Source organism: Aeromonas sp. 11P (assembly GCF_051920165.1).
Taxonomy (GTDB): Bacteria; Pseudomonadota; Gammaproteobacteria; order Enterobacterales; family Aeromonadaceae; genus Aeromonas; species Aeromonas veronii.
Genome location: NZ_JBQBDJ010000004.1, coordinates 434122 through 453932, shown reverse-complemented (window position 1 = coordinate 453932; position 19811 = coordinate 434122). Strand labels below are relative to the sequence as shown.

Genomic DNA, 19811 nt, shown 5'->3' with positions numbered 1-19811 from the left:
GGAAAAGTGGACTGGGTCATCAGATGCGCGCCGCCTCTCAACCTGCACTGGCGTCCCCTTGGCAGAAGATCACCAAAGAGCAGGTCTTTCTCTACCTCGATAAAAAGCACCGCGCGGAAATTGCGGCCCTGCTCAAGGTACAGCTGGCTTTTATCAATAACGGCCGCTGGCTGGCGATGCAAAAGCAGTATTTTTCGGCCATCTAGTGCGGTTCTCGCAGTACCACACAGTGCCGATTACATGGCTTAAAAAACAAAAAGCCCTGCCAGATTGTCAGGGCTTTTTCAGTCAACCGCATAGCTGGGGAGTCAAGCTCCCGAGGCGCTTACTGGTTGTGGGTAGAGCGACGTGGACGACGGGCCTGAGCCGGTTTGCCAGCGCCATCAGCCGGACGCTGACCACCTTGCGGCTTGGGCTTGCCACCGTTACCGGTACGGGCACCACCCGCATTGCCATTGGCGGCGGAACGACCGGCCCCTTGACGCTGGCCTTGACCTTGCGGACGCGGCGCACGGCGCTGCTCGCTCGGATCACGGGGCTCTTTGCGCAGCGGCGCGCCGATACCACGGCTGATGTTATCGAGTGTCTCGCGGGAGGCTTCAAAACCGGCCACCTGCTCGCACGGAATGTTCTGCTTGGTCAGACGCTCGATCGCCTTGATAAGCTTGCCTTCATCGGCCGCGACCAGGGAGATGGCGTGACCGGCAGCGCCAGCACGGCCGGTACGACCGATACGGTGAACGTAATCTTCCGCCACGTTGGGCAACTCGAAGTTGACCACTTGCGGCAACTTGTCGATGTCCAGACCACGGGCGGCGATGTCGGTCGCCACCAGCACCTTGACGCTACCATCCTTGAAACCGGCCAGCGCGCGAGTACGGGCACCCTGGCTCTTGTTGCCGTGGATGGCGGCAGCACTGACGCCGTTCTTGTCGAGGGTCTCGGCAACGCGGTTAGCCATGTGCTTGGTACGGGTGAACACCAGTACCTGCTGCCAGTTGTTGCTGGTGACCAGATGACTCAGCAGCGCGATCTTGTTGGCCTTGTCGCACGGGTGCACCAGCTGCTCGATACGCTCGGCAGTGCTGTTGCGCGGGGCGACTTCGATCACCGCCGGGTTATCCAGCAGACCAGTGGCCAGTTCGCGGATCTCGTCGGCGAAAGTCGCGGAGAAGAGCAGGTTCTGACGCTTCTTCGGCATCAGAGCCAGGATACGGCGGATGTCGCGGATAAAGCCCATGTCGAGCATGCGGTCCGCTTCGTCCAGTACCAGGATCTCCACCTCGTCGAACTTGACGGCGTTCTGGTTGTAAAGATCCATCAGGCGGCCGGGACAGGCCACCAGCACGTCCAGACCACGGCGAGTCGCCATCATCTGCGGATTGATGCTGACGCCGCCGAAGACGACGTGGCTGCGCATTGGTAGGTGTTTGCCGTAGTTACGCACGCTCTCGCCCACCTGGGCGGCCAGCTCGCGAGTCGGGGTCAGCACCAGCGCACGAATGCGGTTCGGAGAAACCTTGCGCTTGCTCTCCATCAGACGTTGCAGCATCGGCAGGGTAAAGCCTGCGGTCTTGCCGGTCCCTGTTTGGGCCGCCGCCATCAGATCGCGGCCAGCCAGAACGGCGGGGATCGCTTGTTGCTGAATGGGAGACGGGGTGTCGTAGCCTTGTTCGGCAACGGCACGCAACAAGGGTTCGGCCAAACCGAGGGAAGTAAAACTCATAATTACCTGCTAGAGATAGGGGCGCCGGGGATTTGTGGTGGGGCTCCTCTGCTGAGCCGATGCCATCTCACAAGATCTGGGCCTATTGAGAAAACAACGATTTCCCCGGGGAGCAGAGCAAAGGGGAAAGAATAGAGGCGCAGTCTAACGGAGTTGTCCGGGATAAACGAGAAAAATGTGATGCTCCTCCCAGCACGAACAGAAAATCCCCCTCCTGCCCCCCGAATAATCCCGTTGATTGATGTAGCACGCACCACACTATTAACTGGCAACACAATATCAGCCCTCGCAGGCATGGCTCGCGAGGCAAACGCACGGGATAGAAGAACACAATAACGAGGTTTAGCTATGACCACGCCATATCGTCCCCGCGGCAGCTGGCAGGCAAGGATTGGCCTGCTGCTTCTGCTGCTAAGCCCTGTGCTGCAGGCCAGTCAGACCCTGACCGTGGCCTGGAGTCACTGGCCCCCCTTCAGCCAAATCAATAACCGGGGTGAGCTGGATGGGCTGGATGTCAGCCTGACCCGCCAGATCCTCACCCAAGCGGGCTTTGCCCCCAAGTTTCGCGAGCTTCCCTGGGCGCGGGCGCTCCATCTGGTAGAACACGATCAGCTGGATGTCGCGATGGCCGCCCTCCCCCTGCCGGAGCGCCAGAGCTATGCCCGCTTCTCGACCCCCTACCGCCAGAGCGCCTATGTGCTGCTGAGCAATGACCCTATCCCCGGCCATCAGGATCGCTGGGCACAGCTCGATGATCTGCCCGCGTTGTGCAACGAGAAAGGGCTCAAGATAGGCAAGTTGCGCGGTACTCGCCCCATGCATCAGATGGATAGCTGCCCAGCGCTTAAAATGGCGACCGAATACAACGCCGATGAGCGGATGATCGATCTGCTGCTGGCCCGCCGCCTCGATGGCATCATCATGGAGTGGCAATATGCCCGCTACCGGCTGGCCCAACTGGGGGCCGAAGGGTTTATCAGCTGCCAGTTATTGCTGCACCACCAGCCGGTCAGCCTGATGTTTGCCAAAAACAGCGTGAACGACGCGCAGCTCCTCAAGATCAACGAGGTGATCCACGCCATGCCCAAAACCTATGGCAAGTTCTCGCCCCCCAGCTGTCGCCTCAATGCCGATCCTGGCGCTGCGGATCTGCTGACCCGCACCCTCCGCAAGCATTGACGGGATAAGCCGTCACCTGAAATAGCAAAGGCGACCCGAAGGTCGCCTTTTTGGTATTGTCGAACTTGTTCCCCAAACAGGGAGCGATCAGTCGATGAGCAGCAACAGCGATCAGCGCAGCAGCGGGGTATGAGTCAACACCCCCTGATTCTGGGCACGATGACGCAGCAGGTGATCCATCAACACCAGCGCCAGCATGGCTTCGGCGATGGGCACGGCGCGGATGCCGACACAAGGATCGTGACGACCCTTGGTGATCATCTCGATAGCCTCGCCTTCAGTATTGATGGTCTTGCCCGGCACAGTGATGCTGGACGTCGGTTTGAGCGCCATGCTCACCACGATATCCTGCCCAGATGAGATGCCGCCCAGAATGCCACCCGCATGGTTGCTGGCAAAGCCTGCCGGGGTCATCTCGTCACGATGCTCGGAGCCTTTTTGCTCCACCACCGCAAAGCCATCGCCGATCTCCACCCCTTTCACCGCATTGATGCCCATCATGGCGTGGGCAATGTCGGCGTCGAGGCGATCAAACACCGGCTCACCCAGGCCCACCGGCACATTGCGCGCAATGACCTGCACCTTGGCACCGATACTGTTGCCCTCTTTTTTCAAGTCACGCATGTATTGATCCAGTTCTTCCAGCTTGCCCGCATCGGGGAAGAAGAAGGGATTCTGCTCGATCTGCGCCGCGTCAAACGCCTCAGCCTTGATGGGGCCGAGCTGGGAGAGAAAACCGGTGATCTCGATGTCATGCACCTGTTTCAGGTACTTCTTGGCGATCGCACCCGCCGCTACCCGCATCGCGGTTTCGCGGGCGGAGGAGCGACCACCGCCGCGATAGTCCCGCTGACCATACTTTTGGTGGTAGGTGTAGTCAGCGTGACCCGGCCGGAACAGATCCTTGATATCGGAGTAATCCTTAGAGCGCTGATCGGTGTTCTCGATGAGCAGCCCGATGGAGGTACCGGTGGTCTTGCCCTCGAACACTCCGGAGAGGATCTTCACCTCGTCCGGCTCACGGCGCGGCGTGGTGTAGCGGGAAGTGCCCGGCTTGCGCCGATCCAGATCCCCCTGCAGATCCGCTTCGCTTATCTCCAGCCCCGGCGGGCAACCATCGACCACGGCGCCCAGCGCCAGGCCGTGACTCTCGCCAAAGGTGGTGACCCGAAAGAGTTGACCAAAACTGTTCCCTGCCATGCGCGCTCCTGCTTAGTTCTTGTAGATGGCGAAATGATCCTGATACTGCACCAGCTCGTCACGGGTCATTACAAAGACGCCGTGACCGCCGTTTTCGAATTCAACCCAGGTAAAGGGGATCTCTGGGAACTGGGCTTCCAGATGGATCATGCTGTTGCCCACTTCGACCACCAGCACGCCGTTATCCTTGAGGAAATCTGCCGCATGGGCCAGCAGACGCTTGGTCAGCTTGAGACCATCGGAGCCGGACGCCAGCGCCAGCTCGGGCTCGTGACGGAACTCGTCCGGCAGATCCGACATATCTTCGGAGTCCACATAGGGCGGATTGGAGACGATGAGATCGTACTTGTCGCCCGCTGGCAGATCGCGGAACAGATCGGAGCGGATCGGAATGACCTGCTGCTCCAGCCCGTGATCGTTGATGTTGCGCTCAGCCACGTTCAGCGCATCGACGCTGATATCGATGGCATCCACTTCCGCTTCCGGGAACTCGTGAGCCATGATGATGGCGATACAGCCGGAGCCAGTGCACAGGTCCATGATCCGGGTCGGTTCATGTTTGAGGAAGGGCGCGAAACGGTTGGCCACCATCTCGGCAATGGGGGAACGGGGAATGAGCACCCGCTCGTCCACGTAGAACTCCCAACCGGCATACCAGGCCTTGTTGGTCAGATAGGCGGCCGGAACCCGCTCCTGTACGCGGCGGATAATCAGCTCTGCGATGCGGTGACGCTCGCTGCTGGTGAGACGGGAGTGGCGCATGGCCGGGTCTACATCCGGTGGCAGATGTAACGCGGGCAGTACCAGCTGCACAGCTTCATCCCAGGCGTTGTCGGTTCCATGACCGTAAAAAATCCCGGCGTCGTTGAAACGACTCATGGCCCAACGCAACATGTCCTGGATGGTGTGCATCTCGGCAACCACCTCATCGATAAATATCTTGTCCAAATCCACCTCCAAGTCGAGTAATATCCGGCCCGAGCCCCGTTTACGTTGCGGGCAAGACGCATACCTAATACATGAGCATCTGATGAAAAAAACGCCCTCACCGACAGACGAGGAAACCCTGCTGTTCCGCGATGCGATAAAAGGTACCCGGAAAATCAAGCAAGATACCATAAGGGCCGAGTTACGCCCGGTCAAGCAGAAACGCGAATTGCGCGAAACCCGCGAAAAGCATGGGGTTGACCACTATTTCAGCGATGAGTATCAGCCCCATCTCGACGACGATGGGCCGACCCGTTACGTGCGGGAAGATGTGTCAAAATTTGAGCTGAAAAAGCTCAAGCGGGGCATTTATCCGCCGGAGATCTACCTGGATCTGCACGGTATGAACCAGCAGCAGGCAAAACAGGAACTGGCCGCTCTGCTCACCCTCTGCCAGAAAGAGAACATTCACGTCGCGTCGGTGATGCACGGCATCGGTAAACATATTCTCAAGCAGCGCATTCCCAGCTGGCTGGCCCAGCACCCCAATGTGCGCGCCTTCCATCAGGCCCCCCGCGAATGGGGCGGCGACAGCGCCATTCTGGTGTTGCTGGATATCGAAGAGTAGTTAGCCAAACGACCACACTATACTGAATATCAATGTGTTATTCGCCGTGGAGGTCGCATGTTTACACAGGGTTCCCATGCCGACATAAAGTCATCCCTCGACGCCATCGGCGCTGCCGTGGCGGTGTTCAGCCTCGACAAGGATGATCACTTTGTGCTGGTCTCTGCCAACGATACCTTTGCCAAGGCGTTCGAGCTGGATGTCCTTGGCAGCATTGGCAAGCAGCTGAGCGAGATGTTTCCCCGCTACATCACCAATACCATCGAGCCGCCAATGCACGAATGTGTGCGCATGCAGACCGGGCTCGAGAGCGAGCTGCCCATCGACAGCCTGTCGCGCACCAGTTGGTGGCGCTTTATTCTCTCCCCCATCATCCCCGAGCAGGCACGGATCACCCGGATCATCGTCACCGCCATCGACATCACCGCCAGGATGCAGCTGGAAGAGGCGCTCACCACCAGTCGCCGCCGCTTCGAGGCAGTGGTCAACTCCGCCTATGACGGCATCATCAGTGTCAGCAGCGAGTCACGCATCGAGCTTATCAATACCGCTGCCTGCGAGATGTTCGGCATCGACGAGAGCTATCTCGGCAAGCGGCTGGAAACCCTGCTGCCACAGCGTTTTCGCGCCAATCACGAGACCTATTTCAAAGCCTTCAGCAGCTCCCCCATCAATTCGCGCCCGATGCATGCCCGCGCCTCGGTGATGGGGCTGCGCCGGGACGGCAGCGAATTTCCGCTGGAGGTGACCATTGCCAAGATCAATCTGGGCCCGACCACCGAGATGACCGCCATCTTGCGGGATATCTCTGAGCGAGCCCGACTGGTGGAGGAGTTGAAGGTCGCCGCCACCACGGATCCCCTGACCGGCATTGCCAACCGGCGCCGCTTCAACGAGCTGGTCAACGCCGAGATGCAACGCTGCCAGCGTTTTGGCCATACCATGAGCCTGCTGCTGATCGATATCGACCACTTCAAGGAAGTCAACGATACCTTTGGCCACCAGCAGGGGGATCAGGCGATCCTGAGTCTGGTGAAACGGATCAGCAAACAGTTGCGGGAGGTGGACATGCTGGGGCGCTGGGGTGGCGAGGAGTTTATCGTGCTGCTGCCGGAAACCTCCCTCGAACTCGCCTGGGCCAGTGCCGAGCGGATCAGGCTCGCCATCGAATCCCAGCACCATGCACTGGAGGGGGCTCTTGAGATCTCCCTCACCATCAGTATCGGGATCAGCGCCAGCAAGGGCAGCCATGACACTGTAGAGAAGATGGTTAGACGGGCCGACACCGCCCTCTATCTGGCCAAAAAGCAGGGGCGCAACTGCTGCCGCAAAGAGGAGCCGGAGCCGACCTGATGGCCCTCCCTGCCCTCTGGTGACACTGCTAACCTGTGCCTGCAGAGATAACCAACCGCAACGAATACAAAAGACAGCGCTACTCTCTTCGGTAGCGCTTTTTTCGTCCTGCTTTTGGTGCACTTTTCAATCACAACCATCAAGGGGACGGCTAAAGCGCAGTGGGCCACCATCAGCCTGAGAGAGCCTCACCGACAGCATGCCACTGTTGGGCAATTGCCACTCGAAGATGTCATCAAATCCGGCAATCATTACGGCGCGGATCACCTTGGCGACCACTCCATGCGCCACCAGCAGTATCCGCTCCCCTTGCATGGTCGAAGCAAGTTCCGTGAGTCCCTGCGAGACCCGGGCAATCACCTCATCAATGGTCTCACCACCGGGAGGAGCGTCAGCCCAGCGCCGGGTGATATTGCGCGCCCACAGTTCGGGATAGCGTGTTCTCGCCTCTACCTGTGTCAGCCCTTCAAACAGGCCGACATCCCGCTCACGAAAGGCTGGTACAAGCTCCACAGGCAATCCCAGCTGACGAGACAAGATGGCAGCGCTCTCCCTTGTTCGCAGCAGGGGAGATGCCAGCAGCCGCTCGAACGGCGGCGCTGTCACAGCTACCTTCTCAGCCAGACAAGATATCTGGAGCACGCCATCGTTATTGAGCCCGATATCCAGCGCGCCCTGATAACGCCCTTCCGCATTGGCCTGCGTCTCGCCATGGCGGATAACTACCAGCTCCATGCCGACATCCTTTGCTGGGGCTACCTGGTTTTACTTCCCTTTGCGATAACGGGGATGCTCGTCCTGGATCGGCAACCAGGGCAGTTGGCTGTCGGTATGGATGTGGTAGGTTGGCGCAACGGCCTCTGGATTATCGAGAGAGGCGATAGCCAACGTGAGGTACTCAGGGTACTGGGTGCTGTGATACGTGAGGGTGGAGCCACACTCGGCGCAAAATCCCCGTCGGATAAAATCTGAAGACGCATACTCGGTCGGTTTGCCGCATAACCACTGCACCTGTTCGGCGTGAAAGTCCATCCAGGCCCCGACCGGTGCACCCGTGGTGCGCTGGCAATCCCGACAGTGACAAAAATCGGCCGAAAAAGGTGCAGTCAGCACCTCATAACGGATCGCTCCGCAATGACAACCCCCCTTCATCTTGCCCCCTCGTTGCAATTTTGTACAAGCCAAAGAGATTACCAATATAAACCGGCCGTTTACATCTATTTTCTCAAGGGAATAAGCGACAATGTACCGAGATAAAGCTGAGTGATATAGCAATACCTCACCATTTCAGGTGATAAATGACAGTTTACCAATAGAGAAGATACTCCTCATATTCGCAATGAGAGGTTTCATTTTATGGTGGAAAATGAATTAGCAAGTAGCGCGCTACGATCATCAGAAGACGCTAGTTTATGGGGTCTAACGAACCTGAATATAAATTTCATTCTCAACGTTGATTCAACACTATTTTATTTCAATTTTCAGATAAAAACTCACCTTATCAGTTAGAACATAAGCACCATTGAAAATACAAGATAATATTCAGTGATGCACTGTTGATAATTAACGAGGAGAAGGAGTTATCCCCCTCTCCTCTTTGGGAGTTAAATTACGCCATCTTATTTGTCAGGAACTACAACCCAGGGGCCACCTTTGGCGGGATCATCCCCCTGCGTCCACCATTTGGCCTGATAGACGGCGCCCTTGTAGCTCACCTTGTTGCCAGCGGTATAGACCTTGCTGGCCTCCCAGGCAGGCTGACCATCAACCGGCGGGTCAACCGGATCGACTGGGGCGGGATCGAGCTTGGCGACGATCCGCACTTTCGGCCAGTTGGCGTGGGAGCCGTAGAAGTTGGTCACACACTTCTCGTAATCACCCGGAACCAGCGCGGAATAAGCGGTCTGGAAGCCTACCAGCTCGCACTCGAAGGAGTAACCGCCCGGGCGATCCGGGTAGTATTTCCAGTTGCCATCCCAGTTGGTGTAGAGCACGTCGGTGGCGCCGTTGAGATTGAGGCTGCCATAGGGGGTCTGCTGCCAGCAGGTGTTCTTCTCATCCGCCTTGATCGGGATCTGGTAGTGGTTGGCCAGCCCTTCCCAGTAGCGAATTCGATTGACCGGCTGCCCCTTGTCCTTGTTCTGTTCACCACACTCGATACCCCCGTTGATGACGTTGATGGTGGTACCAAAGCCATAGCCGATACCGGCATCCACTTCCCGTTTGGAAGGTACCCAAGTGCGATCAATTACGTGCAGCATGGCGGGCTTCGGGGCCTGCGGGGTCAGGAAGAACCAGATGGCCGAGGCAAGGTTGAGCCAGGAGTCCGCCACCAGCCCCGGGTTGTTGAGCAGCACTGAGGCATCGCCATCGAACATCGCCTCGGAGAAGGCGCCGTAGTTGAAGTGGTAGGAGAGCTGCTTGGCACCGCGGCCAAAGTAACCTTGTCCGGTACTGCAGGACCACTTCTTGTTCTGCCAGTCGTTCTGGCCACAGCCGGTGGTATAACCGGTCTGTCCCTCTGACCAGCCCATCTCCCGCACATGCACCAGCGCTTGCTGCCACTCCTCCAACCCCAGCGGGTTATCGGAGACGTTCTCCTTGGCAATATGGCCCCCCGTCTCCTGAGAGAAGTGGGCAAAGGCGGTCACGATGGATTTTTTACAGATCGCATCGGAATCGCGCCCGTCAGTATATTCGCCACAAAATGCCGGGAATTTACCGATTGCACGCAAGAACCGGACATAGGTGTATTCCGGCGCTGCCATTTGGGTTAAATAATTCCATTCCGACTGGGGAAATACCCGTTCAACCCGTTTTACGTTGTCAGGGTTGCTTGCCTGCCCCGGTTCAATCGCATCGACAATTTTATTGGAGCGGGTCGCCAACGCCTTGGCCCAAATTGCATACATGGGATTGGCCGTCTTGGCCTTTTCCACGGCAGCCAGATCCGGTGCCGCAATCACATATCCTCCCGCATTTTGCGAATCGGGTTGAATATTCATGGTTGCGCTCATTGCACTATAACTTGGCAATGCACAGACAGCCGCAATCAACCAGGCACAACGCTTGGGTTTGAACATGTTTATCGTCCTTGTTTCAATTAATGCGCTCCAAGAGTAGGTGTTTTAATGACTAATTTCACGATGAGAATTAAGGAATAAACGGAATTTGTGAGCCATTTCACCTTGTGATACTCAGTGCAACTGAAACAAAGAAAAAGAACCCAAACGAACACACCAAAGCGTGATCTGTCGCCCATTTTTGGGTCGATTGAGACGGCCAGGTGATCTGCTATCTATTCATTATTCGTGATGGAAAAAATGGCTGACAGGCTCAACCTGTCAGCCATCATCAATGTTCAAGAAAAATGCTCAAAATAGCCGGATGTCAGGCACGCACGGCGCGGATCAGGATATTGCGCGGGGTCATGGGTTTGGCACAAAACTCCCCCACTTCGACCCGATAGCCCTGCTCTTGCAAAAAGAGCGCGCGATCCAGCGCCAGCCAGATCTCGAGGGGACGGCGAAACAGGTGGCGCACCAGCTCCATGCGGGCGACATCACCAAAGCGGCGCTCCCCGTGTTCCAACCAGGCGGAGTAGTCGAGCCCGGCGGGCAGCACTATCCCTTTGCGCTCGGAAGCCCAAACGCAGAATGCCTCAAACGTGCCGGTCAGCAGGCTCTTTTGCATATTGGGCACCGGCAGATACTCATCCACCCCGCGCACTTGACGCTGCAGACAGTCAAACCCGAGCCGCCACACCACTTCCTGCTCGCGCAGGCGGGCGATCCGCGCACCGCCGGTCACCGTCTCCTGTAGCGGCAACTTCAGATCCGCTTTGCTCAACACCAGCTCGCTGGCATTGGCCGCGGCCGACAGCGGGCGATAGTGGCTGGTGCGGATCAGGTGATAACAGCAGGGAGAGATAGTCACTCCGCTGGCACTGCGCTCGGCTACCCGTTCCAGCAGATGGGTGTGAAGCTCACCGCAGGCATGGAGTGCCATGGCATGGTGTTCGGGGGCGATCAGCGCCGCCGATTCGGGGGCAAAGGCATCGGCGCAGGTAAAGGTCATATTGGCACCATCCCGCTCGGCCAGCAGCCGACCTTCGTCACAAAGCTGCTCTTGCAACTCCAGACTGAGGATCGGAGCCTGTCGATGAAGTGACACCAGCCGACCAAGATGCCCCTTGCCGGCACACCACTCCAGATAGGGGCCCTGATGGGCCGGCAAACAGGCGGTGAACGACTCGATCTGGGCCTGCTTGCGCCCCGGCATATGCAGCGCCATCTCCTTGCTGCAAGTGATGGGCTCAGGGGTAAACGGAGCAAGCTGGCTGAGTTGCTGCAGCTCGGCTCCCTCGGCAATCCAGGGGGCAAGCAGACTGCTGAGGGCATCCATATCCGCATCGAGCTCCGCCAACTGGGTCAGCGTCAGCCCATTGAGCAACGCCGCCAGTTCGGGCGCCTCATCGGCAAAGGCCATGGTCAAATGATGATATGGCTGATATTGCCACCAGCATCGGTAGCGGGTGAGCAGTCGATCCAGTTGTTGAAAACGTTGAGCCAGCACGAATGCCCCTGCCTTGCAGTCAAAAAGGAGGCTCATTCTAGCGATCCCGCTTCAAATTGCACTCTCAATACCTGACGATCAGCGCCGCGCAACACCACCACCCACCCTGTAACCCAGGGCAGACCTGACAAAGTGCGGGGTTTTATGCTATAATCCGCCCCCTCTTTCACGCGCCCCGCCCAACGCGGGTCGCTTTACACTAGCTATGGGACCAACAACATGACCATCAACGCCATTCTGCAAGCGCGCGCGGGCGCCAAGTGTGAACTGTGCAGCGCCGAGCAGGCGCTGACCGCCTTCGTGGTGCCTCACTCCCCCGCCAGCGACGATGATCACAGCGTTGCTATCTGTGACACCTGCCGTGGTCAGCTGGAACAACCGGATACCCTGGTGGTGAACCACTGGCGTTGCCTGAGTGACAGCATGTGGAGCCAGGTGCCTGCGGTGCAGGTGATGGCATGGCGCCAGCTGAAAGCACTCTCCGGCAAGGGTGAGGTGTGGGCTCAGGATCTGCTGGATATGATGTACATGGAAGACGAAGCCAAGGCCTGGGCTGAAGCTGGTATTGCTGACGAAGATGACGACAGCGTACCGACCGTTGACTCCAACGGCGCCGTGCTGCAAGAGGGCGACTCCGTCACCCTGATCAAGGATCTGGACGTGAAAGGCGCCGGTTTCACCGCCAAGCGCGGCACCCTGGTCAAGGGCATCCGTCTGACCAACAACCCGCTCCATATCGAAGGCAAGGTCAACGGCGTGCAGATCGTGCTGGTTGCGGCCTACCTGAAAAAGGCCTAAGCCAAGGGCGATTGCTCTGCTGTCTGCTGCCAGAGCACAAGCACAACGAAAAAGGATGGCGTGGCGCCATCCTTTTTTATGCCCGCTTGCCGCAAACGGCCAACTTGAGCCCATAACAGACGAGCCAAAGCTAAAAGGCGCATCCGGATGGACGCGCCTTGTTTACATGGCCGATGCCGTTAACCGGCAGCGGAAACGGTCACTCAGGAGGAGAGCTTGCCGTCCAGCTCTGCAATTTTCGCAGACCAGTAGGCAGGGCCGGTTTCGTGGATATTGTTGCCTTCGGAGTCGACCGCAACGGTCACCGGCATATCTTCCACTTCAAACTCGTAGATCGCTTCCATGCCGAGATCGGCAAAAGCTACCACGCGGGCCTTCTTGATAGCCTTGGCCACCAGATAGGCGGCGCCGCCGACGGCCATCAGATAGACGGCCTTGTGCTGCTTGATGCTCTCGACGGTTTTCGAACCACGCTCGGACTTGCCGATCATGCCGATAAGGCCAGTTTCACCCAGCATCATGTCGGTGAACTTGTCCATACGGGTGGAGGTGGTGGGGCCCGCCGGGCCAACCACTTCGTCACGCACCGCATCGACCGGGCCAACGTAATAGATAAAGCGGTTGGTGAAATCGACCCCTTCCGGCAGCCCTTCACCATTTTTCAACATGTCGGCGATGCGCTTGTGGGCGGCGTCGCGACCGGTGAGGATCTTGCCGGAGAGCAGTACGGTATCACCGCTCTTCCAGCTGGCCAGCTCGGCCTTGGTGATGCCATCAACGTTGACGCGGCGCACGTTGCCACCCGCTTCACGGGTGATCTCCGGCCAGTCGCTCAGTTTCGGCGGCGTCAGCTCGGCGGGGCCTGAACCATCCAGCTCGAAGTGAACGTGACGGGTGGCGGCGCAGTTGGGGATCATCACCACCGGCTTGGAGGCGGCGTGAGTCGGCGCAGATTTAACCTTCACATCCAACACGGTAGTGAGGCCGCCCAACCCCTGGGCACCGATCCCCAGCTTGTTGACCTTGTCGTAGAGCTCGACCCGCAGCTTCTCTTCGGTGGTTTGCGGGCCACGGGCGATCAGCTCCTGAATGTCGATGTGCTCCATCAGGGCCTCTTTGGCCAGTACCGCGGCTTTCTCGGCGGTACCGCCGATGCCGATGCCCAGCATGCCGGGCGGGCACCAGCCTGCGCCCATGGTCGGCACGGTTTTCAGCACCCACTCGACGATATCGTCAGAGGGGTTGAGCATCACCATCTTGGATTTGTTCTCGGAGCCGCCGCCTTTGGCCGCGATGCTCACTTCCACCTTGTTGCCGGGGATCATGTCGATATGGACCACGGCAGGGGCGTTGTCTTTGGTATTCTTGCGACTGCCAGCCGGATCGGCCAGCACGGAGGCGCGCAGCGGGTTGTCAGGATTGGTGTAGGCACGACGGGTCCCTTCGTCCACCATCTCCTGCACCGTCATGTCGCTGTCCCACTGGACTTGCATGCCAATTTTGACGAAACAGGTCACGATGCCTGTGTCCTGGCAGAGCGGACGATGACCTTCGGCGGACATGCGGGAGTTGATCAGGATCTGGGCCAGCGCATCTTTGGCGGCCGGGTTGGCCTCACGGTCATACGCCGCTTTGGCAGCCTGAACAAAATCCAACGGGTGGTAATAGGAGATGTACTGGAGGGCATCTGCGATAGAATCGATGAAATCCTGTTTTTTTATAATGCTCATATCATCCTCACTGGTCCTTGTCTCTGCCACGGAGCAGGGCAAGGGCTTCCATATGATGGGCCGTGCTGACGTGCTGGCTAAAAACTATCAACCAGCAAAAAACGAACGACACGGCAGTTTTTTCTTAAGTCACCGACACCTATGATACGCTTGCCCACCAGCACCGACTAGGGTTCGGGAACCAAACTGTTGCCTGTGTAACATAAAATGACGCCAACACTTCATATCCATCATCTAGACCACAGTGCTGAACTCCATCAGCTTTTTGCCCGCCTGCAACATCAGCCGTGGGCCATGTTGCTGGAATCGGCGGGGCCACTCGGCGCTGATAACGGCTTTGATATCATCACTGCCGATCCGCTGGCGACCCTCGAAACCCGCGGCGAGGTGACCACTCTGCATGTCGGGGTGAATATCAGCGAACACCACGAAGATCCCCTCGCTCTGCTGGCCCATACCCAGCAACAGCTGCTGGGGGAGCTGGAACTGTGCGCCACTCACCTGCCCTTTATTGGTGGCGCCCTCGGCCTGTTTGGCTATGATCTCGGCCGCCGCTTCGAGCGACTGCCAGTGCAGGCCGCCGCCGATATCGCGGTGCCGGACATGGCGGTGGGCATCTACGACTGGGCGCTGCTGCGCAATGTGGCGACCGGCGACTGGCAACTGGTGCACTGGGGGAATGAAGCAGGCCTTGCCAAGCGGCTGGCCTGGCTTGAACAGCAGCAGGCCAAACCGGCCCCCACTTTTGCCTTGCAGGGGTCGTGGCAGAGCAATATGAGCCGTGCCGAGTATGGCGAGAAGTTTGCCCGCATTCAGGAATACCTCGCTGCGGGGGATTGCTACCAGATCAACCTGACCCAGCGTTTCAGCGCCCCCTATCAGGGGGATGAGTGGCAGGCCTATTGCCTGCTGGCAACCGCCAACAAGGCCCCCTTCTCTGCCTTTATCCGCCTGCCGGAGAGCGCGCTGCTGAGCCTCTCTCCCGAGCGGTTCCTGCTGCTTGATGGCCGTCATATCGAAACCAAACCCATCAAAGGCACTCGCCCTCGCCACCCCGATCCGGCCATCGATCGACAAGTCGCGCGGGAGCTGGCGCAGGCGGACAAGGACAGATCAGAGAATCTGATGATCGTTGATCTGCTGCGCAACGACATCGGTCGGGTCAGCCGGCCGGGCTCGGTCAGCGTGCCTCATCTCTTTGCGGTGGAGTCGTTTCCGGCGGTACATCATCTGGTCTCCACCATCCACGGTGAGCTGGATGCACGCTGGAAAGGAGTCGATCTGCTGCGGGCCTGTTTCCCGGGTGGTTCCATCACCGGCGCCCCCAAGATCCGCGCCATGGAGATCATCGAAGAGCTGGAGCCCCAGCGCCGCAACGCCTATTGCGGCAGCATCGGCTATCTCAGCCAGCATGGCCGGATGGATACCAGCATCTGCATTCGTACCCTGATCGCCGAAGCGGGTCGCCTGCACTGCTGGGCCGGTGGCGGCATCATCGCCGACTCCGATGCCGACAGCGAATATCAGGAGACCTATGACAAGGTTGCCCGCATCCTGCCGCCGCTGTCGGCGCTGTAACCCTCCCCACCGTCAAGGCAACACACAGGAGAGCTCCCCGCCATGGATCGCCACGAACTGCTGACCCGCTTCCAGCTGCAGCGACCCGCCCCGGCCCATCGCCTCGCCATTGGCGGGCTCAGTCCGGCGGCGGTGTTGATCCCGGTGGTGATGCGCGACGAGGGGCTCAGCGTGTTATTGACCCGGCGCAGCCCACGGCTGCGTCATCATGGGGGGCAGATCAGCTTTCCCGGCGGGCGACAGGATCCCGGCGACGAAAACCTCATTGCCACGGCGCTGCGGGAGACCGAAGAGGAGCTCGGCATTCCGGCCCGATTGATTGAAGTGATCGGCACCCTCAACCCGCTCAATACGGTGTCACGATTCGAGGTACTGCCGGTGCTGGGGCTGCTCGATGGCAACTATCCCCTCATTCTGAGTCCGGATGAGGTGGATCACGCCTTTGAAGTGCCGCTGACCCATCTGCTGGATCGGCGCAACCACATCTCCCTGACCCTTTCCAGAGGGGGGAAAGCACACACCATCTACTGGATCCCCTGGCAACAACACTTTATCTGGGGGGCTACCGCCAGCATGATCAACCAGCTTGCCCAGCATCTCGCAAAATAACAATTTACCTACATTTGGCTGGGCGAGATTTAATCATTAACACTAAAATAACGTGCCAATTGATAAACAATAATTGAATTTTTCTTGTTTTGATCACATTTCCATAAGAAAGTGCGGTTTTTCGTGCCGTAAAGATGAATTTGATCAACATTTTTGATTAGAAAAACCGTATCCTTGCGCCGACTTAATAAGAACCACACATTCGGGGTGAGATAGATGTCAAACACAGTCACTGGCACGCAGGGAGTTGCGGCGTCAACAGAGCAAGGGATCCGCTCTACTCAAACCACTCGTTGGGAAAAACGCGACTCTACCTGGGTCATCAGTCTGTTCGGGACCGCGGTTGGTGCGGGGATCCTGTTCCTGCCGATCAACGCGGGTATGGGCGGTTTCTGGCCGCTGGTCGTCATGGCGCTGCTGGTAGGTCCCATGACCTATTTGGCCCACCGTGGTCTGGCCCGCTTCGTGCTCTCCTCCAAAAAGCCAAACGCAGACATCACCGAAGTGGTGGAAGAGCACTTTGGCGTGGGTGCCGGTAAATTAATCACCCTGCTCTACTTCTTCGCCATCTACCCCATCGTGCTGATCTACGGCGTGGGTATCACCAACACCGTGGAAAGCTTCATGGTCAACCAGCTGCAGATGAGTGCTCCGCCGCGCTGGATCCTCTCCATCGTGCTGATCATGGGCATGATGTCGGTGATGCTGGCCGGTGAGAAGCTGATGCTGAAAGTGACCGAGCTGCTGGTTTATCCGCTGATTGCCATTCTGGCCGGTATCTCTTTGTACCTGATCCCGGACTGGACCGGTGCCGCGCTGGAGCAAGTGCCCTCTGCCAAGGATTTCGCCACTACCCTGTGGCTGACCATCCCGGTACTGGTCTTCTCCTTCAACCACAGCCCGGCTATCTCCAGCTTCTCCCTGGCCCAGCGCCGCGACCACGGTGATCAGGCTGTCGAGAAAGCCGATGCCATCCTCAAGCGTACCGCAATGGTGCTGCTGGGCTTCGTGATGTTCTTCGTCTTCTCCTGCGTCATGAGCCTGACACCGGCCCAGCTGGCAGAAGCCAAGGCCCAGAACATCGCCGTACTCTCCTATCTGGCCAACCAACATGCCAGCCCCATCATCTCCTACTTTGGTCCGCTGGTTGCATTCGTGGCCATCGTCTCCTCCTTCTTCGGTCACTATCTGGGCGCCCGTGAAGGTCTGAAAGGGATGATCGTGCAGAACATGCGCAAGTCCGGCAAAGAGCCGAACGCCAAGAAAGTCGAGATGTTCATCATCGCCTTCTTCATCCTGACCCTGTGGGGCACTGCCATTGCCAACCCCTCCATCCTGGGCATGATTGAATCTCTGGGCGGCCCGATCATCGCTACCATCCTGTTCATCATGCCGATGTACGCCATCAAGCGCGTACCGGCCATGGCGAAATATCAGGGCCATATCAGCAACGTCTTCGTTGCAACCATGGGGATGATCGCCATCTCCGCCATCCTCTATCAGCTGGTCGGTTAACCCCCTACCTGCCACTGATAGCAAAAAGCCAGCCGAACACTCGGCTGGCTTTTTTATCTCTGCAATCTGTGCCTCCGCGATTCCCCTGCTCTCTCCTTATTACTCCCTTTGTTGGATATCTGTATGCTCACCAGCGCCATGGCAGAGCACATCGGGTATCAACATGACCCCCCTGCCCGCAGCTCAATATCGCCAACACGTTTACTCCCCCTCACCAAACCATGATGGCGTGTCTGATAGGACGGGTTGGGTTCATCTGCCGCAGCCAGCCATCTTCGTTCTTCTGTGATGCTGTGATAGTCCTGAAGATCTGGGGTAAGCCATAGCAATCGGCTGTTAGCAGAGCAGATAAAGATGTGTAACGCAAAACAGAGGGAGTAAGCACAACTCGAAGGGATAAAGATAAGGCAGCGCCCTGGACAAGGGCGACAGAATGTCCGGCACATCAGCCAATGAGATTGATCAAATGAGATTGATCAAAGAGGAATACAGAGCAAAGCCGACAATAAAAAGCGCCCTCCGAAGAGGGCGCAAGTGTGTTGCGAAACTGAGCGTTACGAGATCAGGCTTCGCGGCTCGGTATCGGAGCCACATCCAGCAAGGTTTCATCTTCGGCCATGCAAGCTGCGGCGGTGAACAACACGTCGGTGGAGCTGTTAAGAGCTGTCTCGGCAGAATCCTGCAATACGCCGATGATAAAGCCGACGGCTACTACCTGCATGGCGATGTCGTTACTGATACCAAACAGGCTGCACGCCAGCGGGATCAGCAGCAAGGAGCCACCGGCGACACCGGACGCGCCACAGGCACTGACGGTGGCAACCACGGAGAGCAGCACAGCCGTTGCCATGTCCACTTCCATCCCCAGGGTATGTACCGCCGCCATGGCGAGCACAGTGATGGTGATGGCCGCACCTGCCATGTTGATGGTGGCACCCAGCGGGATGGAGACCGCGTAGGTATCTTTGGGTAGGCGCAGTTTTTCACACAGCGCCATGTTGACCGGAATGTTGGCGGCAGAGCTGCGGGTAAAGAAGGCGGTCACGCCGCTCTCTTTGAGGCAAGTCAGCACCAGCGGATAGGGGTTGCGCTTGATCTTCCAGAAGACGATCAACGGGTTGACCACGAAGGCGATAAACAGCATGCAGCCGATCAGCACCACCAGCAGTTGGGCATAGCCAAACAGGGCGTCAAAGCCGGTCTCTGCCAGCGTGGAGGCAACCAGACCCAGGATCCCGAGCGGGGCACAGCGGATCACCGCTTTCACGATGGCGGAGACACCGTGAGACAGGTCAGTGATCAGCGCCTTGGTGCTCTCGTTGGCATGGCGCATGGCGATACCCAGACCAATGGCCCACGCCAGGATCCCGATATAGTTGGCATCCATCAGCGCCTTGACCGGGTTGGTCACCACGTTGAACAGCAGGGTCTGCAGTACCTCGGTGATCCCGCCGGGCGGGGTGATCTCGGCAGTATTGGCCACCAGATGGAGGTTGGAGGGGAACAGGAAGCTGGCAACCACCGCGACCACGGCCGCAGAGAAGGTACCAAACAGGTAGAGCGCCAGCAGCGGGCGAATATTGGTCTTCTGACCCTGCTTGTGACCAATGATGGCCGCCATCACCAGTACGAATACCAGCAGCGGGGCTACCGCTTTCAGTGCACCAACGAACAGACTGCCGAGCAGACCTGCCGTTTTCGCCCACTCGGGCGCAAACAGTGCCAGCAAGATACCGAATACCAGACCAACCAGGATCTGGCTGACCAAGCTGGTGCTATTGACCAGCCGAAGGAGGGGGTGTTGTTGTGTCATCAAAAAAGTCCCTAAGCACCGTAGTGCATGAATCATGAGTCCTGTCTGCAACCACCCATCGGGAGACCCCTGTCGCCCGAATGTGGTGTCTGTGGCCAGCCTTCTGTCGGGCCGATCCGCCAATCACCGGATTGCATGACGGAATATCCCATTCGCCATCTTTTTTTTCCAGAGACTCAC

The 19811-nt window shown here is 58.1% G+C and carries 17 protein-coding genes; 8 read left to right on the top strand and 9 right to left on the bottom strand.

Annotated features, from left to right (window positions below; translation table 11 throughout):
- Positions 1–23: 23 nt before the first annotated feature.
- On the top strand, positions 24–206 hold the full coding sequence (locus ACTG1P_RS02255; RefSeq protein ID WP_440000372.1) for a hypothetical protein: 183 nt from the start codon (positions 24–26) through the stop codon (positions 204–206).
- A gap of 119 nt (positions 207–325) precedes the next feature.
- Here the strand turns inward: ACTG1P_RS02255 and ACTG1P_RS02250 are convergent, their stop codons facing one another.
- On the bottom strand, positions 326–1726 hold the full coding sequence (locus ACTG1P_RS02250; protein ID WP_440000371.1) for a DEAD/DEAH box helicase: 1401 nt from the start codon (positions 1724–1726) through the stop codon (positions 326–328).
- Positions 1727–2074: 348 nt separating this feature from the next.
- Here ACTG1P_RS02250 and ACTG1P_RS02245 point away from each other — a divergent pair, with 348 nt between their 5' ends.
- Positions 2075–2905: a substrate-binding periplasmic protein gene (locus tag ACTG1P_RS02245; RefSeq protein ID WP_440000370.1), complete on the top strand. Its 831-nt coding sequence runs from the start codon at positions 2075–2077 to the stop codon at positions 2903–2905.
- Between the two features lie 111 nt (positions 2906–3016).
- Here the strand turns inward: ACTG1P_RS02245 and aroC are convergent, their stop codons facing one another.
- Together aroC and prmB are read right to left on the bottom strand one after the other, a co-directional pair.
- Positions 3017–4105, bottom strand: a complete 1089-nt coding sequence (gene aroC, locus ACTG1P_RS02240) for a chorismate synthase (RefSeq protein WP_440000369.1) — start codon at positions 4103–4105, stop codon at positions 3017–3019.
- A 12-nt stretch (positions 4106–4117) separates the two neighbouring features.
- Positions 4118–5053, bottom strand: coding sequence for a 50S ribosomal protein L3 N(5)-glutamine methyltransferase (prmB, locus tag ACTG1P_RS02235; RefSeq protein ID WP_058051987.1), 936 nt, complete (start codon positions 5051–5053; stop codon positions 4118–4120).
- 82 nt (positions 5054–5135) lie between these two features.
- Between prmB and smrB the strand changes: the two genes are divergently transcribed.
- Both smrB and ACTG1P_RS02225 read left to right on the top strand, forming a co-directional pair.
- Complete coding sequence (gene smrB, locus ACTG1P_RS02230; RefSeq protein ID WP_440000368.1) at positions 5136–5660, top strand: endonuclease SmrB; 525 nt, start codon at positions 5136–5138, stop codon at positions 5658–5660.
- 57 nt (positions 5661–5717) lie between these two features.
- Positions 5718–7013 (top strand): sensor domain-containing diguanylate cyclase, encoded by a 1296-nt coding sequence (locus ACTG1P_RS02225; protein WP_108541404.1) that lies wholly within the window; start codon positions 5718–5720, stop codon positions 7011–7013.
- A 126-nt stretch (positions 7014–7139) separates the two neighbouring features.
- On the opposite strand, the gene ACTG1P_RS02220 is transcribed toward ACTG1P_RS02225, so the two are convergent.
- The 4 genes from ACTG1P_RS02220 to ACTG1P_RS02205 form a co-directional block, all read right to left on the bottom strand.
- Complete coding sequence (locus ACTG1P_RS02220) at positions 7140–7748, bottom strand: histidine phosphatase family protein (protein WP_440000367.1); 609 nt, start codon at positions 7746–7748, stop codon at positions 7140–7142.
- Positions 7749–7778: 30 nt separating this feature from the next.
- Complete coding sequence (locus ACTG1P_RS02215) at positions 7779–8165, bottom strand: GFA family protein (RefSeq protein WP_440000366.1); 387 nt, start codon at positions 8163–8165, stop codon at positions 7779–7781.
- Positions 8166–8632: 467 nt separating this feature from the next.
- Positions 8633–10096 (bottom strand): chitinase, encoded by a 1464-nt coding sequence (locus ACTG1P_RS02210; RefSeq protein ID WP_440000365.1) that lies wholly within the window; start codon positions 10094–10096, stop codon positions 8633–8635.
- 307 nt (positions 10097–10403) lie between these two features.
- Complete coding sequence (locus ACTG1P_RS02205) at positions 10404–11624, bottom strand: methyltransferase (RefSeq protein ID WP_278166502.1); 1221 nt, start codon at positions 11622–11624, stop codon at positions 10404–10406.
- Between the two features lie 183 nt (positions 11625–11807).
- On the opposite strand from ACTG1P_RS02205, the gene ACTG1P_RS02200 reads away from it, so the two are divergent.
- A complete protein-coding gene (locus tag ACTG1P_RS02200) occupies positions 11808–12386 on the top strand; it encodes a PhnA domain-containing protein (protein WP_005333203.1) in 579 nt (192 codons plus the stop codon).
- A 203-nt stretch (positions 12387–12589) separates the two neighbouring features.
- Here ACTG1P_RS02200 and ACTG1P_RS02195 read toward each other — a convergent pair whose 3' ends face one another.
- Positions 12590–14116, bottom strand: coding sequence for a fumarate hydratase (locus ACTG1P_RS02195; RefSeq protein WP_440000364.1), 1527 nt, complete (start codon positions 14114–14116; stop codon positions 12590–12592).
- 294 nt (positions 14117–14410) lie between these two features.
- On the opposite strand from ACTG1P_RS02195, the gene pabB reads away from it, so the two are divergent.
- The 3 genes from pabB (at position 14411) to ACTG1P_RS02180 (ending at position 17818) form a co-directional block, all read left to right on the top strand.
- A complete protein-coding gene (pabB, locus tag ACTG1P_RS02190) occupies positions 14411–15694 on the top strand; it encodes an aminodeoxychorismate synthase component I (RefSeq protein ID WP_440002272.1) in 1284 nt (427 codons plus the stop codon).
- A gap of 42 nt (positions 15695–15736) precedes the next feature.
- Positions 15737–16303, top strand: a complete 567-nt coding sequence (locus ACTG1P_RS02185) for a CoA pyrophosphatase (RefSeq protein WP_440000363.1) — start codon at positions 15737–15739, stop codon at positions 16301–16303.
- Between the two features lie 216 nt (positions 16304–16519).
- The gene (locus tag ACTG1P_RS02180; RefSeq protein WP_106843342.1) at positions 16520–17818 is read left to right on the top strand and encodes a serine/threonine transporter; all 1299 of its coding nucleotides are present in this window, start codon (positions 16520–16522) and stop codon (positions 17816–17818) included.
- Positions 17819–18380: 562 nt separating this feature from the next.
- Here ACTG1P_RS02180 and sstT read toward each other — a convergent pair.
- Positions 18381–19631 (bottom strand): serine/threonine transporter SstT, encoded by a 1251-nt coding sequence (sstT, locus tag ACTG1P_RS02175; RefSeq protein ID WP_440000362.1) that lies wholly within the window; start codon positions 19629–19631, stop codon positions 18381–18383.
- Positions 19632–19811 lie beyond the last annotated feature (180 nt).